This window comes from Micromonospora sp. KC213 (genome assembly GCF_004348325.1).
Lineage (GTDB): Bacteria > Actinomycetota > Actinomycetes > Mycobacteriales > Micromonosporaceae > Micromonospora.
This window is the reverse complement of sequence record NZ_SMKF01000002.1, coordinates 21,458-37,937: the sequence shown is the minus strand read 5'-3', so window position 1 is coordinate 37,937 and position 16,480 is coordinate 21,458. Positions and strand designations below refer to the sequence as shown.

Genomic DNA, 16,480 nt, shown 5'->3' with positions numbered 1-16,480 from the left:
CGCGAATACGGAAACTCTACCGATTCGGCCCGTAACCCCCTGTGCGTAGCGTCGGGCCAGCACAACACCCGTACCGGCAAGGGAGATAGACGTGAACGACGAGCTCCTCCACCCCGTGACTGTGGGCGAGCTGACCCTGCCCAACCGTCTCGTCATGGCGCCGATGACCCGCAGTCGAGCCCGCGGCGGTCTGGTCCATGATCTGACGGCCGAGTACTACGGCCAGCGCGCTGGCGCGGGTCTGATCGTCACCGAAGGAACACAACCGTGCGTGCTCGGCCAGGGTTACATCGACACCCCCGGTCTGCACACGCCCGAACAGGCGGCGGCCTGGCGGCGGGTCACCGACGAGGTGCATCGGCGCGGCGGCCGGATCTTCGTCCAGCTCATGCACTCCGGACGGATCGGTCATCCCATCCTCTATCCCGGCGGTGAACTGCCGATCGCGCCGTCGCCGATCCCCTCTGGCGAACGGCTGTACACCCCCGACGGGCTGCTGGACCACCCCACACCACGCGAGATGACCATGCTGGACATCGCCCGCGCCGTCGAGGACTTCGTGACGGCGGCCCGATACGCTCTGGACGCCGGGTTCGACGGAGTCGAGCTGCACGGCGCCAGCGGATACCTGATCCACCAGTTCCTGTCGGACAACACCAACCACCGCGCCGACGCCTACGGGGGGTCGGTGGCCAGGCGCATCAGGTTCGCCGTGGAGGTAGCCCAGGCAGTCGGCGATGCGATCGGCGCCGCGCGCACCGGGCTGCGGATCTCGCCGGGCATCACCTACAACGGCATGGACGAAAGCGACTCCGAGACCCTCTACACCGAACTGGCCCGCGCGCTCGCCCCACTGGGCCTGGCGTACCTGCACGTCTCGGAGAACGACACCCGCGCCATCACCAAGCTGGTGCGCGCCGAGTGGCCCGGCACCCTGATCCTCAACCCGCATCCCAGGGGCGACGACGCGCCGGCGAGCCCCGAGGAAGGTGTCGACGCGGTGCGCTCCGGACTCGCGGACGCGATCGCCTACGGGCGGCTGTGGCTGGCCAATCCCGACCTGCCTGCCCGGATCGCGGCGGGCGGCCCGTACGCCGAGGCCGATCCCGCCACCTTCTACGGCGGCGACCACCGGGGCTACACCGACTACCCCGCGCTGACGCAATGAGTGCCCCGATGACCCGAGATTGCGCCTCCCACCCCGCCAGCCGCCCGGGCATCCTGGCGGGAGCCGGATCTGCCCGGGACAGGGCGCTCGCGCGGGGCGCGAGTTCCGACCAGGCCGGCGCCGGCGTTGGAACGAGCACAATGCCTTCGGCGGAGGAGCATGTCGCCCGGACGCGCGAGCAGGGCGGCGGGGTTTCTGCGGGATGGCTGGCGGTGCTGGCCGGGCCGCTGTCATTCGGCATCGCCGGGCCCGCCCTGATCCTCCCCGACGTCGCCCGCGACCTCGACCTCACGCCCGCGGCGGTGACGTGGATCGTCACCGCGTTCGGCTGGGCCACCGCGGTCGGCACCCCGCTCATGGCCAGACTGCAGAGCCGCCGCGGCACCCGCGCGGCCCTGGTCGGCTGCGGCACACTGGTGCTGCTCGGCGGAATCCTGACCCTGGTCGCACCGGTGCTGCCGGTTCTCGTGACCGGCAGCGCCCTCCAGGGGCTCGGCACGGCCGGGCTCACCACCATCGCGATGAGTCTCGCGCGCTCGGCCCGCATGATGGGACTGGTCACCGCATCGCTGGCCACGGTCGGCTCCGTCGCGCCACTGGTAGGCGAGGTGGTCGCAGGGCTGCTGGGGTGGCGTGCCGCGCTGGCGCTGCCCATGCTCAGCCTGCTCGCCATGCCCCCCGTTCTGCGCCGCCGGCCCGTCACGGCGCTGTCCGCCGCCCGGTTCGACCTGCCCGGCGCGGCGCTGCTGACCGCGCTGGTCACCGCCCTGGTGTTCGTGCCGCATGTCTGGCAGGTCGCCACCCCCGCTGCGGTGGCTGCCGGATTGGCGTTCGCCCTGTGGCTGCGGCACCGACCGGACGGGTTTGTGCCGGCGGCGGTGGTTCGGTCGCCGGCATTCCTGCTGGCGGCCGGGACGGCGTTCCTGCTGGCGGTGGTCAACTTCGGAACGATGTACGCTCTGCCGCCGCTGCTGGCCGAGCGGGCCGGCTGGACGGGCCAGCAGGTCGGCCTGGCCATCACCTGGCCGCTGCTGTTCGGCGGGATCGCGTCCTACGTCGTGATCGCGGTGACGGCAAGGACGCCGTTCGAGTTTCTCGTCGTGCTCTTTCCCCTGTTGGCCGGGGCGGGAATCGTGCTGGCCAGCCTGACCGCCGCACCCTTCGCGCTGCTCGGCGCTCAGGCCCTCACCTCGGTGGCTGCGGCCTCCGGCCAGGGAGCACTCGCCACACGCGCCGGGACCGCCGTGCCGGAGGACTCGCGAGCCGCCGCGATGGGTCAGTTCAACCTGGCCTATCTGCTCGGTGCCGCCTTCGGGCCGGCGATCGCCACACTGCTCCTTGCCTGAGCGGTAGAGCCAGGCCAGCCCGATCGGCCAGCCGCCTGGTGGCGAAGCCCAGCAACTCGACCTCGGCTCGGACCGCGGCACCGCACAGCACGCCTCGCGAGGCGGCCGAGGTGTGCTGTGTGCCCAGGGCGTGCGGGCAAGTCCTGGAACGCCACCGCCCGCCACAACGGGCCGGGCCGAGGTCAGCCGGCCGCCAGCCCCGACGCGCTACCGGTCCCCCCGGTCACCTCACCCAACATCTCCTCACCTACATGTCTGAAGGAATCACGAAGAAATGATTGTGATTCCGGATCGGCCACCGCGCCACGAACATCCAACGGAGAAACGTAGTCCTGCCGCTGCCCGCGCATGGCATTGTCCAGCCGAACTCGAAGAAAAGCCTCAAGTCCCACCGAGTCCCGAAGTTTGACACCTCTTAGTGCCCGACAGACGTGACCGTACGCCTTTTCAGCCTCTTCGAAGTAGAATCCGCCCGGCGTTTGCGGCAGCAGTTCCCTAGTTAGCTCCACGCCCCCACGAAATGCGACATCACGAAACTCGGAAGCCGAGAAGTCGTTCTCCCCGAATCGATTCCTACTCCTGCCAAGATCCCGGGAGCCCGCCCCAGTCAATCCAGCGTCGAACACCACCCTCTCCAGCTTGGCGCCGAACCAGCAGCCAGTGAATTCCGCCTCGAGGCAGAGCCATCCCTTGATCCTGCACCGCTCGAACCTGCAGTCCTTCACGCCCACTCGCCCGATCGACGCCAGATGCATCCGGCAACGATCAAACAGGCAGCCCTCAAGACTGGACTGCCTGACTCCCGCCCCGAGACTGCCATAAGATATGCTGAGGCCGCGGAATGTGACCCGACTTAGACGGGACCCGTTGGCGATGACCAACTCATCTATGCCGCGCGAGGAGAACACCTCATTTTTCACGTCGCGGCCGTCGATGATCAGGCGACTTCCGGCAACGTACGAAACGGGATCGGTCAAAGTCCCTCCCACGTCCGTTCAATGCTGGTCCCCGCAGATTCGATCATGATCCGGTCCGGCCATAACGGACAATGCCTGACATCGTTGAAGGCCGACCGAACCCGGGTTACCGGGCGTCGACGCCGGAGGACCTACTGGTCGGCGGGCAGGCCCGGAATGGGGAACTCCACCTCGCTGCGGATACCCACCAGCTCCTTGCCCCGGTCGACCAGACGCTTCTTCGGGCTGACGAAGGCGACAATGCCGGCGCTGATCCGATCAACCCAGGCGCACATCGTGACGTGGTACTGCCCGTCGCGGCCGTCACCGCACGCGGCAACGCCACCCAACGGTCCCGCGTCCACCGCCCGGACCTCACCCACCGACGGGTACAGCCCGAAGATCGTGTTCAGCGCCGCTTCCTCGTCCCGGACCGTGCCGGCGGCAGCGCTGACCAGAACCGCGTAGTCGGCGTCGGTCTCACCGTTGTACACGGACGCGACAGCCCTCTCATGGCGGCGATCATCCACCAGACGATCAAGGACGCTGTAGTTCCTGATCGCGACACCCGTCAGCGTCCGGTCATCGAAGCGAGAGCGACTGCCCAGCCGCATCGGCAACTCAAGCCGTGCCCGCATACTCGACGCGCTCGCCGAGGGCTGCGCCGACGCCGACGACAAGGGCGGCTCCGAGCGGTGCCCGGAGGAAGCCGAACACCCGACAGCCGCTCCAACGGCCACCATGACCACAACCCCGCGCACGGCGGCCCGGCCGCGCCCCACCATGACCGCGTACCCCAAGGCCCGCCCCCTCGTCGTGATCACAATCCCGGGGACGATACCGCAGGCTGCCAGCTCCACCGCCGGCCCACCGCCAGCGCGACCAGCCCGCCTCACTCGACAGGCGCGCCAGCGCGTCGCCGGTCTGCCTGCGCCACCGGCCGTCATCTCCGCCGCATCTGCCCGATCGACGGCAGGACCCGCCTTCCGACGCAGCTTGGCGCTGCGTCGGGTTCGCGTTGCGCGAGAAGGGTCCGCGCGGCCGTCCTGGCGGCCCCCCCGCGCGGTTAGCTCAACGTGAAGGTCACGTCGTCGACGTCGAAGGCCGTGACGCCGTTGCCGGTAGTCTCGCTGGCGACGAAGCTGACCGTCGCGGTGCGCTCGGTCGTCGCCGTTCCGGTCGACATGGTGTACTGCCGCCACTGCGACCCGCCGTCGAAGGCCAGCGAGAACCTCGTCTTCGGGGGTATCCCGGTGACCGCCAGCCCGACGTTCAGGTAATCGCTGCGGCTGGTCTCCGTGGTGGTGGTCCGGACCCAGAAGCGAACCGTCAGGTCGCAGTCGGCCGGCACCGTGACGTTGGTGCGCAGCAGGTCGGTACGCGTCACGTCCAGCCCGGCGAAGGTGGCGTACGCGCGGCCGGTGTGTGCGGGCCGGGTCGCGTCGCCGAGCACGACGATGCGGGGGCCGGCAGTCCAGCCGGTGGTGCCGCGCTCGAACCCCGGGTTTGTGTGGATCTGCCCGGTGCAGGGCGTGTCGGCCGCCGGCCGGCCGTAGGGCACGCTGCCCGCGGCCAGGAGCAGCAGAGCCGCAGCCGAGGCGGTGGCGACAAAGGCCTTCATCAGTCCTCCCCGTGTCGATGCATTCGAGCCTATCGATGCCTATCGACCATGCGCGATGGACGTCGACAGGTCAAGCCCTTCCCGGTGTCAGCTCTGCACGGTCGGGCGGATGACGAGCGAGCCGACCTCGACGTCGTTCGACGGAGAAGCACACACCGCGCGGGCGGGCGATGACGCCGTCCAGGCGGGCCTCCGCCAGCCTGGGTTTCGAGATCACCGCCGGCGTCGCGAAGGCCCTCGCCGCGATCTGCCCCGCCGGCCCCGCAAAGACCTCCCGTTGGGCCGGCTACGCGGCAAGGATGGCACCGTACCGTGCTGCTGGCCGACCGAGGCTAGGTCGCGGTGTTGGCGAGGCGGTGGTCGAGGGCGGTGTGGCGGCGCCCGGCGCTGACGGTGCGTACGGCGGCGTTGAGGGCGCGGCGGGAGCCGACGAGGACGACGAGCTTCTTGGCGCGGGTGACGGCGGTGTAGAGCAGGTTGCGTTGCAGCATCATCCAGGCGCTGGTGGTCAGGGGGATGACGACGGCGGGGTATTCGGAGCCTTGGGAGCGGTGGATGGTCATGGCGTAGGCGTGGGCGAGTTCGTCGAGTTCGTCGAAGTCGTAGTCGATGATTTCGTCCTCGTCGGTGCGTACCGTGAGGGTCTGCTCGTCGGTCGAGAGGTGGGTGACGATGCCGAGGGTGCCGTTGAAGACGCCGGCTTGGCCCTTGTCGTAGTTGTTGCGGATCTGGGTGACCTTGTCGCCGACGCGGAACACCCTCCCACCCATCCGTCGCTCGGGCTGCCCCTCGCGGTGTGGGGTGAGCTTCTGCTGCAGCAGGGTGTTCAACGCGGCGGCGCCGGCGGGGCCGCGGTGCATGGGGGTGAGCACCTGCACGTCCCGGCGCGGGTCGAGGCCGAAGCGGGCGGGGACGCGGGTGCAGGCGACGTCGACGGCCAGCGCGGCGGTGGCGTCGGTGTCGTCGCTGGCGAACAGGAAGAAGTCCGGCAGGCCCTGGAGGAGGGGCGGGCGGCCGGCGTTGATGCGGTGGGCGTTGATGACCACGCCGGACTGGGCGGCCTGGCGGAAGATCTGGGTCAGCCGCACCCGGGGGATGGCGGGTGCGGCGAGCAGGTCCCGCAGGACCTCGCCCGCGCCGACGGAGGGAAGCTGGTCGACGTCTCCGACCAGCAGCAGATGCGCGCCGGGTGGGACGGCTTTGACGAGTTTGTTGGCGAGGATCAGGTCGAGCATGGAGGCCTCGTCGACGACGAGCAGGTCCACGTCGAGGGGGTTGTCCCGGTCGTAGGAGGCGTCTCCGCCGGGGCGTAGCTGCAGCAGCCGGTGCACGGTGGCGGCGGGGTGCCCGGTCAGCTCGGACAGGCGTTTGGCGGCGCGTCCGGTCGGGGCGACGAGGGTGACCTTGGCTTTCTTCGCGGCGGCGAGTTCGACGACGGAGCGGACGGTGAAACTCTTGCCGCAGCCCGGACCGCCGGTGAGCACCGCGACCTTCGAGGTCAACGCGAGCCGGACTGCCTGCTCCTGCTCGGGGGCGAGGTCGTTGCCGGTACGCGCTCTCAACCAGGTCAGGGCCTTGCCCCAGTCGACGTTCGTGAAGTGGGGTAGCCGGTCGGCGCGGTCGTTCAGCAGCCGCGCCAGCGAGGAGGCGAGGGACTGCTCGGCGCGGTACAACGGCACCAGATACACCGCCTGCACCGGCTCCCCGCCGCTGCCGGGCAGGGTTTCCCGCACAACGCCCTCGTCGGCGACCAGGTCGTCCAGGCAACGGCCGACGAGGTCGGCGGACACGTCGAGGATCTTCGTGGCGTCGGCCACCAGCTCAGCTTGGGGCAGGAAGCAGTGGCCGCTGTCGGTGGCCTCGGACAACGTGTACCGCAGGCCGGCCATGACCCGCTGCGGGCTGTCGTGCGGGATCCCCACCGACCGGGCGATGGTGTCGGCGGTCTTGAAGCCGATGCCCCACACGTCGGCGGCCAGCCGGTACGGCTCCTTCGTCACCACGTCGGTGGACGCGTCGCCGTACTGCTTGTAGATCCGCACCGCCAGGGACGTGGAGACGCCGACGCCCTGCAGGAAGACCATCACCTCTTTGATGGCCTTCTGTTCCTCCCACGCCGCGGTGATCTTCGCGGTGCGTTTCGGGCCCAGCCCGGGCACCTCCACCAGGCGAGCGGGCTCCTCCTCGATGATTCTCAGCGTGTCCAGGCCGAAGTGGGCGACGATCCGTTCGGCGAAGACCGGGCCGATGCCCTTGACCAGTCCTGAGCCGAGGTAACGCTGGATGCCCTGGATCGTGGCCGGCAACACGGTGGTGTAGGAGTCGACCTCGAACTGCCGGCCGTACCTCGGATGCGACGACCACCGGCCGTGCAGCCGCAGGCTCTCCCCCGGCTGCGCGCCCAACAACGCGCCCACCACCGTCAACAGGTCACCGCCGCGGTCGGTGGCGACGCGGGCGACGGTGTAGCCGGTCTCCTCGTTGACATAGGTCAGCCGCTCCAGCACCGCCTCCAGGGTGGCCTGGGACGGGCGCGACGGAACGGTCACGCAGCCATCCTGCCGCATCCCGGTCTTTGACAAGCAGCCCCTGTCCTAGCCCGGCCCCGGCACCAAAGGGGCTCCTCCGGCTGCGCCTGACCATCCCAGTGCGTTGCGGTGTCAAGAAGAGCGGCGCGTCCCAGTTGCTCGGCAGGCATCTCGATTGGGTGCACGGCGGACTGTGCTTATCCTTCTCCCGTGGCACTGCGGTTCCAGACGCGCGCGTCCGACTCGCCGTGGGTCGACACCGTGTGGACCTGCACGAGCGAGCACGTCACTCAGATGACCTCCGTTGCGACGGTGTGCTGGGGCCTGGTGTTCTGGGAGCGCGAGGGCACGGCGTACGCGGGCATCACCGGCCCCGAGACCAAGACTGACGCCGCGCCGGTGCCGGAGGGCGCGACCTTCGTCGGCATCGAGTTCGCCGTGGGTACGTCACTGCGGGCCGTGCCCACGCCGACCCTGGTCAACAGCGGCGTCGAGCTTCCCGACACCACCCGCCGGACCTTTCGGTTGGACGGCGTCCGCTGGGAGACGCCCGGCCCCGACGACGCCGAGGCCCTGGTCGACCGTCTGGTCCGCGTCGGAGCCGTGGTCAGTGACCCGCTCGTCACCGCGGTCCGCCGAGGGCACCGTCCAGCGGTCTCGGACCGCACCATCGAACGCCGCTTCCGGGCGGCGACCGGGCTCACCCAGGGCGCCGTACGGCAGGTCGAACGCGCGCGCAAGGCTGCGGCGCTCTTGGCCGCCGGCGCCCCAGTGGCTGATGTCGTCTCCGAGCTCGAGTACTTCGACGAGCCGCACCTGGCCCGTACGCTGCGCCGGTACGTCGGCCGTACCGCGCGGCAACTCCGCGGGGGCACCGGCGGTCCGATCGCCCTGAATCTGGATCAGCGAACGACGTCGTAGATCAGCTTTACGACGCCGTTCGGGTAGGCCGCGGAGGACCGGAGGCTCAGTACCTGCTTGTCCTTGTCCGCCTTGCTGAACAGGCTCTTCCCGGCTCCGAGCAGCACCGGGAAGACGAGAAGATGGTACCGGTCGATCAAGCCCGCGTCCGACAGCCGTCGGGTGAGTTCCCCACTGCCGTGAATGAAGATCGCGCCGCCCTCGCTCTTTATGAGCTCGACGACCTCGTCGGTCGAGCGCAGGATCGTCGTCGGGCCCCATCCCTGGACGAGGGCGTCGTCGGGCAGCGTGGTCGAGACGACGTACTTGGGCAGTTGCTTGTAGGCGGCGTGGTCGTCCGAGTCGCGCCAGACCGGCGCGAACGCCTCGTAGCTTCGACGGCCGAACATCAGGGCCGTCGTCTCCTCGAGTTCCTCGCCCTTGAGTGAGAATGCCTCCGGTAGGAATTCGATGTCCTTGAACACCCAGCCGCCGCTGCGGTGCTCCTCACCCGGCCCACCACCAGGGGAGTCCATAACGCCGTCGAGCGAGATGAACCCGGTGTAGATCAGCTCACGCATGTCGTGTTCTCCTCATGATCAGGCGACAAGCGTCACCATGTAGATCGAACGGCCGCAGCGCTGGGCCGACGCACCGGGGCGGAGCGCGACGCCCATGCTAGGGAACTGCCACCGCACCCGTCTTGTACGGAAACGACGGCACAGGGAGGCAGGGGCACCACCGCAGCCGGGCCACAGCCGACGCACGACCGCCGAGAGGATCGAAAGCAAGGGTGTGCAGTCCCATCCTGGCTTCGGTTCCACAGCCCTTGCCCTGGTACTGCATGCCGAGATCACGGCCTTGCTCCGGCCCGCTGGGCGGTAGCCGACCGGGATGTTGAACGTCGTGCCGGAGCCCCGCCGCCCGGTGTGGGTGACGACGGTGAGGCGGCGGCTGATTGCCTTCCCGAACCCGGGCGACGACCGCAGGCCGGGGACGCAGGCGTTGAATCGGTCGACGACACGACGGTACGTGTTCGCATGCGCGTAACGCCAGGGTCGCCGTGGACTTGCGGCCCCGAACTGAGAGTGCGCGCGGGTGCTTGTGACTCGTAGGTTGTCGATCATGACGGACGTGCGGCTGGAGCCGATGACCGAGGATCAGTACAAGCCGTGGCGGGCGGAGGCCGAGGCGCACCACGCACAGAGCGTCGCCGCGTCGGGCCGGTCGGCGCAGGACGCCGCCCGCAACGCCGCCGACACCTACGCGCAGCTGCTTCCCGACGAGTTCGCCACCCCTGACCACCATTTCTGGTACGCCTACGACGGCGACCGCCGGGTCGGTTTCCTCTGGGTCAAAGTCACCCACGACACCGCGTTCGTCTACAACATAGCCGTCGAGCCCGACGTACGCCGCCAGGGCTACGGCCGCGCGATCATGCTGGCCGCCGAGCGCTGGTGCCACGACAACGCGCTGACCAGAATCGGCCTGCACGTCTTCGCCCACAACACCGGCGCCCGAGCCCTCTACGAACAGCTGGGCTTCACCGAGACCGGCCGCAACATGGCCAAAGACCTGTGACCGGCGTTTCTCGTCCGGTTCGCCGACGGCACGCGCCGCACGGCCCCGCGCTCGCCGAGCCAGAGGTTCTTTTCCTCCAAGGTGCTCCGACAACTCCTAGCTCCTTGGGCGTTGGAGTCGCCGGCAGCAGATGAAGCAGGCCACGGTACCGCGGGAGCCGAACCCCGACATGGGCCTGCACGGCACCCGATGGCTGCTCCGGTCGAGCCACCTAATTCATCGAGACGCCGGCAGCGGTCCACGCCACGTCGGCCATCTGCGCCGCCGGCGCCGACGAACTGTTCGTCGGCACCAACGACCTGGTGCTGTTCCACCTCGCCGCCGACCGCAGGCACCTGGTCGCACAGTCCTACCGAACCCGCCAGCCGGCCCTCCTGAACGGCCTGCCACGGGTCATTGAGGACGTCGCGAGGCACGCGGCATCGACGGGGCAGTCCCCCTGCCGAGACAGATGTCTCGGCAGGGAGAACTGCCGCGAGCAGGGTGGTCGCTCAGCCCGGAGGGTTCACCCCGCGGCCGATGCCTGCGGTGTGCTGGCTGCATCGGCGGGCTTGGTGACCAGCGAGGACAGGTGTTCCTCGCGGGTGAACAGCATGCGGCAGGTGGCGCCACTGGCGAAGGTCACCGGCCGCACGAACCTCAGACGGTGCCGCGAGGGCTCGATGGCATCGGCCCAGTTGAGGTCGAAACGGCACAGAATCGGCTGCAGCTCGCCACGGCCGGCCGCGACCAGAACCTCGTGGAAGAGGCAGCGGCGCACGTCCAGCACGTACGTTTCGTCATCGTCGACGGGTCGCTCGAAGCGGAACGACGGGCCGAAGTAGGACCGCTCGCGTTGCTTGCTGGCCGCGACCAGGGCGGTGAAAGGGTCGGCGGCGTGGTCGAGCATGCCGCGGGTGCCGGCCAGCAGGTCCTCGCGCAGTGGACTGTTGAGACAGTCCTCCACGATCGCCGCTGCCTTGATGGAGCCGCACACCGGTTGCAGGATGTCGTACGCCGCGACGGCCAGCGCCGTGAACCGGGCGTTGGCCGCGTCCATCGCATTGGCGACCAAGGGCTCGATCTGCGTGTCGAGGGCTGCGAGCCGGTGTCGCACCAGCTCGTCGACGGGCTGAGGCCATGCGGTGGCGGCCCAGGATCCCAACAGCTGCAGCATGCGCGCGAAGAACGCACGCTCGATGACAGGGGTCCAGTCCGTGGGGTCGTACTCCGGCTGATCCTGCTGCGCCGGGGCGGGAGGTTCAGCCGTGGTGGCGTCGCTCATGGTGGTCCCTTTCGGGTCAGGACCACGCGGAGCCGGCCGAGCACGTGGTGCGAGACCATGGCTGGCAGCCCCCATGTGGCCCGGGGTTGACCAGCGCGCTCCACCACCAACCGGCGCTGCAAGATGACGTCTCTAGCCAAGAGGATCGTCACCGCCGCGTCAAGCCGTTCGCTTGCCGATTGCTTCCTGAGCGCGTTGACCGCCGGCGCCCACCTCGACACCTGGATCAGCAACCCGCGACGGTGGATGCCGCTCGTGCGGGCCAGCGCCCAGGTGGCCGACCGACACACCCGCGACATCATCGACCGCTACCGGGCCCAGGCCGGCGACGGTACCGTGCCCGCCGGGCTGGTTGGGTGGTGGCCGCGCTCCAGCGGGGCAGGTCGACACCGTGCTGCTGGTCAACGACGCCTCCTCCACCGACACCCTCTGGATCGGACCTGACGACCCCACCCTGTGCTGCCGGGAATCGGTCGTCGCGCTGCGTCGGCACGACCCGCTGAGCGCCCGCTGATCGGCACGTCCGGACGTCGGCGGCCGGCATGCACGTCACCTTCGGTGGCGAGCGCTGCGCGGCATGAGAGTTGCATGCTGCCGGCAGGGCTGGCAGGCAATACCCTTGACCATGAAGCACGGCTTCCTCCGGCACGTCCAACGCTCGGGCTCGACCGGTCCGCGCTCGCTGCTCGACTCGAGAGGTACGCCTATGCTCGGTACACCGGAACCCGTCACGTACCTCATCGTGGACGGGGAGAACATCGATGCCACTCTCGGCAACAGTGTTCTGGAGCGCCGGCCGGCCCCTGCGGAGCGACCCCGGTGGGAGCGCCTGCGGGAATTCGCGCGGGACACGTGGCAGCGGCCGGTGAAGGGACTGTTCTTCCTCAATGCCTCGGGTGGCGGTCTGCCGATGCCCTTCGTCCGGGCCCTCCTGAGCATGGAATACCGGCCCATCCCGCTCGCCGGCTCGTCGGATCAGAAGGTGGTGGACATCGGCATCCAGCGGACGTTGGAGGCTATCGCCCGGCGCTCAGGCAATGTGATGCTCGCCAGCCACGACGGCGACTTCCTGCCGCAGGTCGGCGCGCTCCTACGAGGTGATCATCAGGTCGCGGTCGTCGGGTTCAAGGAGTTCCTCAACGCCGGCTTCGCCGACCTGCCGGGCCTGCAGGTATTCGACATCGAGGAGGACGCGGGCTGCTTCACCAACGTCCTTCCTCGGGTTCGCATCATCGACCTCGAAGACTTCGACCCTGAGCGCTTCTTGTAGGCCGGACAGCTCTTCGCACAGCGACCTCAGTATCGGTTCGCTGATACGGACGCGAGCGTGTGGCCGAACTCCGGCAAGCTGATCGAGCGTGCTCGCCCGATCCTGGGCGAGCACAAGGTCCGGCTGCTGCGGTTCCACGCCGGCCTGCCCCATCAGAGGGCGCTATGACCGCGACGACAAACCTCGTCCGCTCAGTGATATCGAGCGAGGCGTCATCGCGCGTCTGCTGGCGGTGGTGTTCCCGGCGCGATGAGCTGCGCGTGCAGTTGCCGTTCGACACTGTCGAAGGTCGGTGCAGCTGCGGCTGTGCGACCGTCGGCCTTGCTGTGGACCGCGCCGCAGCGGCGCCTGCCGCCGTCGAGCCTCGACCAACAGATGCTAGAGAGATATTGCTAAAGCTGTCTTTATAAAGCAATCTGCTGGTATGGCTTCCGAGGAACGCAAGACGATCCGGTTGAACGACCCGCGGGCCCTACGCGCCTACGCGCACCCGCTGCGGCTGAGCCTGATCGGGATGCTGCGGCGCAACGGTCCGATGACCGCCACCCAGTGCGCCGCCGTTCTGGACGAGAACGTGCCGAACTGCTCGTTCCACCTGCGGCAGCTCGCGAAGTACGGGCTGGCCGAACGGGCACCCGCGGCCGACGGACGGGAGCGGCCCTGGCAGGCGACCGCGAGCAGCACATCGTGGACCGACGACTCGGACGACCCGGAAACGCGGGTCGCGGCCGACCAGCTGAACGCGGCGATCCTGCGGCAGTACACACGGCAGGCGGAGGCCTATCTCGCCGTCCGCGGCGAGGAGCCCGCCGAGTGGCGCGCGGCGGCCGGTTTCAGCGACGACATGATCTATGTGACCGCCGAGCAGCTGGTCACGCTACTCACCCAGGTCGAGGCGTTGCTGGCACCGTATCGGGACAAGACGGCACGTACCGACGGATCCAGGCCGGTCGCCGTCGTGCAGATGGCTATCCCGACGCCTGAGGATGGCGCGCCGTGACCACCGATGCGCTGCCGAAGCCCGCAGCGGCGCTGCTTCGGGAACGGGTGTTCCGGCACTACTGGTCGGCGCACGTCGTCTCGATGGTCGGCGACCAGATCTCGCTGATCGCGATCCCGCTGCTCGCCGTGCTGACGATCGGTGCCGGAGCGGCCGAGATGGGATACCTGACCGCCGCCGCGCTGCTGCCGAACCTCTTCCTCTCGCTGCTCGCCGGGGCGTGGGTGGACCGGCAGGGGTACAAGCGGAAGGTCATGATCGGTGCCGACCTGGGCCGGGCCGCACTGCTGCTGGTGGTGCCGGTGCTGGCGTTCGCCGGGGTGCTGGACCTTTGGCACCTGTGCGTGCTGTCCTTCGCCATCGGTACGCTCACCGTCTTCTACGAGGTCGCCGACGGCAGTCTGTTCGCCTCTGTGGTGCGGCGGCCGGACTACATCGCCGCGAACTCGCTGACCAACGGCGCCCGGGCCATGTCGTTCGTGGCCGGTCCGAGCGTAGGTGGTGTCCTCGTGCAGGTGCTCACCGCGCCGTTCGCGCTGGTGGCCGATGTGCTGTCGTACCTGGGATCGGCTCTGCTGCTGACCCGGATCGCCCCACCGGAGAACGCCGGTTCCAGGTCGCGAGGCGGCGGCTTGGGGATCGGCTCCGGGCTGGCGTTCATCGTCCGGTCCGCGGTGCTGCGGCAGCTGCTGCTCGGCGTCACCGTGATGAATTTGTTCAACTACGTCTTCCACGCGCTGCTGATCCTCTACGTGACCACCGTGCTGGGCGTCTCGCCCGGGATGCTCGGCGCGCTGATCGGCATCGCATCGATCGGCGGGCTGGTCGGCGCCGCGGTCACCGGCCCGCTCACCCGCCGGTTCGGCATCGGCCCGGTCGTGGTCTTCGGATACGTGGCGTTCCCGCTCCCGCTGGTATTGATCCCGCTCGCAGACGGCCCCCAGCCGGTGGTGATCGGCATGCTGTTCGCCGCGGAGTTCCTCTCCTCGCTCGGCGTGATGATCCTCGACATCGGGGTCGGCTCGCTGCAGACGGCAGCAACCCCGGTGTCCCGGCTCTCCCTGGTCAAGGGCGCGCAGCGCACCGTCAACTACGGTGTGCGGCCGATCGGGGCGCTGCTCGGCGGGGTCCTCGGCGAGCTGATCGGAGTGCGCTCGGCACTATGGATCGGCGCGGTCGGTGCGGTGGCCGGTGTGCTCTTTGTCGTGTTCTCTCCGGTCCCACGCATGCGCGAACTGCCCAACGCCTGACCGCCGCGAACAAAGAACTCCATGCTGTCTGGATGCTCGCCAGATCGTTACGCCGGTTCGACGGGCAGCCAGAGTTCACAGGTCGCGGTGCTGAAGTCGTTCGTGGGCTCATGCACCGCGACGATCTCCGGACCTGGCCGCAGACGCCACGGGTTGGACGGGAACCACGCGGCTGCGGCCGTGGCCCAGGCCTTTTGCAAAGTCTGCGGATGCGGCCCCCTGGTCCGGATGACCACCCATCTGCCGGCCGGAACTTCGATGATGTCGAGGCCGCCGGGGACCGGCGTACCCGGGGACACGGCGACCCCGTGAAGGTAGGTCAGCTCGCTGCCCTCGGCGTAGTCGGGGTCAAGGTCGTCGCTGACCGCGAGCAGGCCGCTCGGCTCAGTATTGCCGAGAGCCTTCAAGCGCAGGTGCTCCTCCATCGGCAGTGCGGTGATGTGCCGCTGGATGTGCGGGTTGATGCCTTGATGGACCAGCCGGGCACGGGTCGCGCGCCCCACGAGCCGGAACTCGGGATGGTCGACGATGCGGGTGTCCACGTGTTCGCTCCCTTCGACGGTCCGACGGAGTGCCGAGATCATCAAGCCCTCCGTCCGACGTCAACCTTGGTCGCAGCGCATCGGTGGGCACCCGACAAAAGCGGCGCGGAACATGTCGGGTGATCGAGACCGGCGCTGCCGCACGATGAGGGCATGTCTGACACGACCTTGGTATCCCGCTTTCTTCGCGACGGCTTCGTTAAGCTGGAGGGTGCCGTCGCGCCGCGCGTGGCAGCGGACTGCGCGCGGCTGCTGTGGCGGGAGACGGGCTGCGACCCGGACGATCCAGCGACGTGGACGCGGCCCGTGCACTGGGTGCCCGGCATGGCGCAGGGGCCGTTCGCCGCCGCTCCGAACTCCCCGTTCCTACACCACGTGTACGACCTGCTCGTCGGCGCGGGACGCTGGGAGCCGCGCTACTCGCTGGGCACGTTCCCGCTGCGCTTCCCGCACGAAGAGGAGCCGGACGACGCGGGCTGGCACATCGAGGGCAGCTATCTGCCGGAGGGCGAGAGCTGGTACTTCACCAATGTGCGCTCCCGCGGCCGGGCACTGCTGATGCTGTTCCTGTTCAGTGAGGTCGGTGAGAAGGACGCCCCGACCCGGATCCGGGTCGGCTCCCACCTCGACGTGCCGAAAGTGCTGGAGAAGTACGGGGAGGACGGAGCGAGCGGACTGGCCCTTGCGCCCGACCTGGTGGCGGCGTCCGAGCACCGGCCGCTCGCCCTCGCCACCGGATCTCCGGGCGACGTCTTCCTGTGCCACCCATTCCTGGTGCACGCGGCGCAACCGCACCACGGAACGCGGCCCCGCTTCATGGCCCAACCGCCGCTGATGCCAGCCGCACCGTACGAACTGGAGCGGGCTGACAGCGCATACTCACCCGTAGAGATCGCGATCCGTCGGGGTCTCGGACTGGATGCCCTCGGTCCGGACGGGGACGGCACCGACCGCGGCGCCGGGGCGACTTGCTCCGTCCGTTCCTGAGCGCCTGGCCGAAGGTCTTGTCGGAAACCTCGGGGAGCCAGAGGCGGGTGAAGCGTGGCAGGCAGGG

16 protein-coding genes are annotated in these 16,480 nt (G+C 69.2%); 9 read left to right on the top strand and 7 right to left on the bottom strand.

The window, feature by feature from the left end; translation table 11 throughout:
* Nucleotides 1-91: 91 nt before the first annotated feature.
* On the top strand, nt 92-1,168 hold the full coding sequence (locus E1166_RS00835; RefSeq protein WP_132334830.1) for an alkene reductase: 1,077 nt from the start codon (nt 92-94) through the stop codon (nt 1,166-1,168).
* 140 nt (nt 1,169-1,308) lie between these two features.
* The gene (locus E1166_RS00830) at nt 1,309-2,514 is read left to right on the top strand and encodes an MFS transporter (RefSeq protein ID WP_132334828.1); all 1,206 of its coding nucleotides are present in this window, start codon (nt 1,309-1,311) and stop codon (nt 2,512-2,514) included.
* A 182-nt stretch (nt 2,515-2,696) separates the two neighbouring features.
* Here E1166_RS00830 and E1166_RS00825 read toward each other — a convergent pair whose 3' ends face one another.
* From E1166_RS00825 to E1166_RS00810, 4 genes are all read right to left on the bottom strand, one after another.
* Nucleotides 2,697-3,491, bottom strand: a complete 795-nt coding sequence (locus E1166_RS00825) for a hypothetical protein (RefSeq protein ID WP_132334826.1) — start codon at nt 3,489-3,491, stop codon at nt 2,697-2,699.
* 131 nt (nt 3,492-3,622) lie between these two features.
* Nucleotides 3,623-4,330, bottom strand: a complete 708-nt coding sequence (locus E1166_RS00820; protein ID WP_132334824.1) for a hypothetical protein — start codon at nt 4,328-4,330, stop codon at nt 3,623-3,625.
* A gap of 206 nt (nt 4,331-4,536) precedes the next feature.
* On the bottom strand, nt 4,537-5,091 hold the full coding sequence (locus tag E1166_RS00815; RefSeq protein WP_132334822.1) for a hypothetical protein: 555 nt from the start codon (nt 5,089-5,091) through the stop codon (nt 4,537-4,539).
* A gap of 332 nt (nt 5,092-5,423) precedes the next feature.
* On the bottom strand, nt 5,424-7,640 hold the full coding sequence (locus E1166_RS00810) for an ATP-dependent RecD-like DNA helicase (protein WP_243710063.1): 2,217 nt from the start codon (nt 7,638-7,640) through the stop codon (nt 5,424-5,426).
* Between the two features lie 189 nt (nt 7,641-7,829).
* On the opposite strand from E1166_RS00810, the gene E1166_RS00805 reads away from it, so the two are divergent.
* Nucleotides 7,830-8,540 (top strand): helix-turn-helix domain-containing protein, encoded by a 711-nt coding sequence (locus E1166_RS00805; protein WP_132334818.1) that lies wholly within the window; start codon nt 7,830-7,832, stop codon nt 8,538-8,540.
* Here E1166_RS00805 and E1166_RS00800 read toward each other — a convergent pair.
* Nucleotides 8,522-9,100, bottom strand: coding sequence for a dihydrofolate reductase family protein (locus E1166_RS00800; protein WP_132334816.1), 579 nt, complete (start codon nt 9,098-9,100; stop codon nt 8,522-8,524). The two genes, E1166_RS00805 and E1166_RS00800, sit on opposite strands and share 19 nt — an antisense overlap.
* A 544-nt stretch (nt 9,101-9,644) precedes the next feature.
* On the opposite strand from E1166_RS00800, the gene E1166_RS00795 reads away from it, so the two are divergent.
* The gene (locus tag E1166_RS00795) at nt 9,645-10,100 is read left to right on the top strand and encodes a GNAT family N-acetyltransferase (protein ID WP_132334814.1); all 456 of its coding nucleotides are present in this window, start codon (nt 9,645-9,647) and stop codon (nt 10,098-10,100) included.
* Between the two features lie 505 nt (nt 10,101-10,605).
* Here the strand turns inward: E1166_RS00795 and E1166_RS00785 are convergent.
* Nucleotides 10,606-11,364, bottom strand: coding sequence for an L-2-amino-thiazoline-4-carboxylic acid hydrolase (locus E1166_RS00785; RefSeq protein WP_165944195.1), 759 nt, complete (start codon nt 11,362-11,364; stop codon nt 10,606-10,608).
* A 391-nt stretch (nt 11,365-11,755) separates the two neighbouring features.
* Between E1166_RS00785 and E1166_RS32420 the strand changes: the two genes are divergently transcribed.
* The 4 genes from E1166_RS32420 to E1166_RS00765 all read left to right on the top strand — a co-directional run bounded on the left by E1166_RS32420 (nt 11,756) and on the right by E1166_RS00765 (nt 14,884).
* Entirely contained in the window at nt 11,756-11,878 is a 123-nt protein-coding gene (locus E1166_RS32420; protein WP_279433198.1) for a hypothetical protein, read from the top strand.
* Nucleotides 11,879-11,989: 111 nt separating this feature from the next.
* The gene (locus tag E1166_RS00780; RefSeq protein WP_243710062.1) at nt 11,990-12,634 is read left to right on the top strand and encodes an NYN domain-containing protein; all 645 of its coding nucleotides are present in this window, start codon (nt 11,990-11,992) and stop codon (nt 12,632-12,634) included.
* A gap of 424 nt (nt 12,635-13,058) precedes the next feature.
* Nucleotides 13,059-13,634 carry a helix-turn-helix domain-containing protein gene (locus E1166_RS00770; RefSeq protein WP_132334810.1) on the top strand — a complete coding sequence of 192 codons (576 nt, stop codon included), beginning with the start codon at nt 13,059-13,061 and terminating at the stop codon, nt 13,632-13,634.
* An 83-nt stretch (nt 13,635-13,717) separates the two neighbouring features.
* A complete protein-coding gene (locus E1166_RS00765) occupies nt 13,718-14,884 on the top strand; it encodes an MFS transporter (protein WP_243710071.1) in 1,167 nt (388 codons plus the stop codon).
* A gap of 47 nt (nt 14,885-14,931) precedes the next feature.
* On the opposite strand, the gene E1166_RS00760 is transcribed toward E1166_RS00765, so the two are convergent.
* A complete protein-coding gene (locus E1166_RS00760) occupies nt 14,932-15,426 on the bottom strand; it encodes a GyrI-like domain-containing protein (protein WP_243710061.1) in 495 nt (164 codons plus the stop codon).
* 153 nt (nt 15,427-15,579) lie between these two features.
* Between E1166_RS00760 and E1166_RS00755 the strand changes: the two genes are divergently transcribed.
* Complete coding sequence (locus E1166_RS00755; protein WP_132334804.1) at nt 15,580-16,413, top strand: phytanoyl-CoA dioxygenase family protein; 834 nt, start codon at nt 15,580-15,582, stop codon at nt 16,411-16,413.
* Nucleotides 16,414-16,480 lie beyond the last annotated feature (67 nt).

Excerpts from the sequence above, each read along its gene's own strand:
- E1166_RS00830 (WP_132334828.1), top strand. The coding sequence starts at position 1,309 with ATGCCTTCGGCGGAGGAGCATGTCGCCCGGACGCGCGAGCAGGGCGGC.
- E1166_RS00815 (WP_132334822.1), bottom strand. The coding sequence starts at position 5,091 with ATGAAGGCCTTTGTCGCCACCGCCTCGGCTGCGGCTCTGCTGCTCCTG.
- E1166_RS00800 (WP_132334816.1), bottom strand. The coding sequence starts at position 9,100 with ATGCGTGAGCTGATCTACACCGGGTTCATCTCGCTCGACGGCGTTATG.
- E1166_RS00795 (WP_132334814.1), top strand. The coding sequence starts at position 9,645 with ATGACGGACGTGCGGCTGGAGCCGATGACCGAGGATCAGTACAAGCCG.
- E1166_RS00785 (WP_165944195.1), bottom strand. The coding sequence starts at position 11,364 with ATGAGCGACGCCACCACGGCTGAACCTCCCGCCCCGGCGCAGCAGGAT.
- E1166_RS00780 (WP_243710062.1), top strand. The coding sequence starts at position 11,990 with ATGAAGCACGGCTTCCTCCGGCACGTCCAACGCTCGGGCTCGACCGGT.
- E1166_RS00770 (WP_132334810.1), top strand. The coding sequence starts at position 13,059 with ATGGCTTCCGAGGAACGCAAGACGATCCGGTTGAACGACCCGCGGGCC.
- E1166_RS00765 (WP_243710071.1), top strand. The coding sequence starts at position 13,718 with ATGGTCGGCGACCAGATCTCGCTGATCGCGATCCCGCTGCTCGCCGTG.
- E1166_RS00755 (WP_132334804.1), top strand. The coding sequence starts at position 15,580 with ATGTCTGACACGACCTTGGTATCCCGCTTTCTTCGCGACGGCTTCGTT.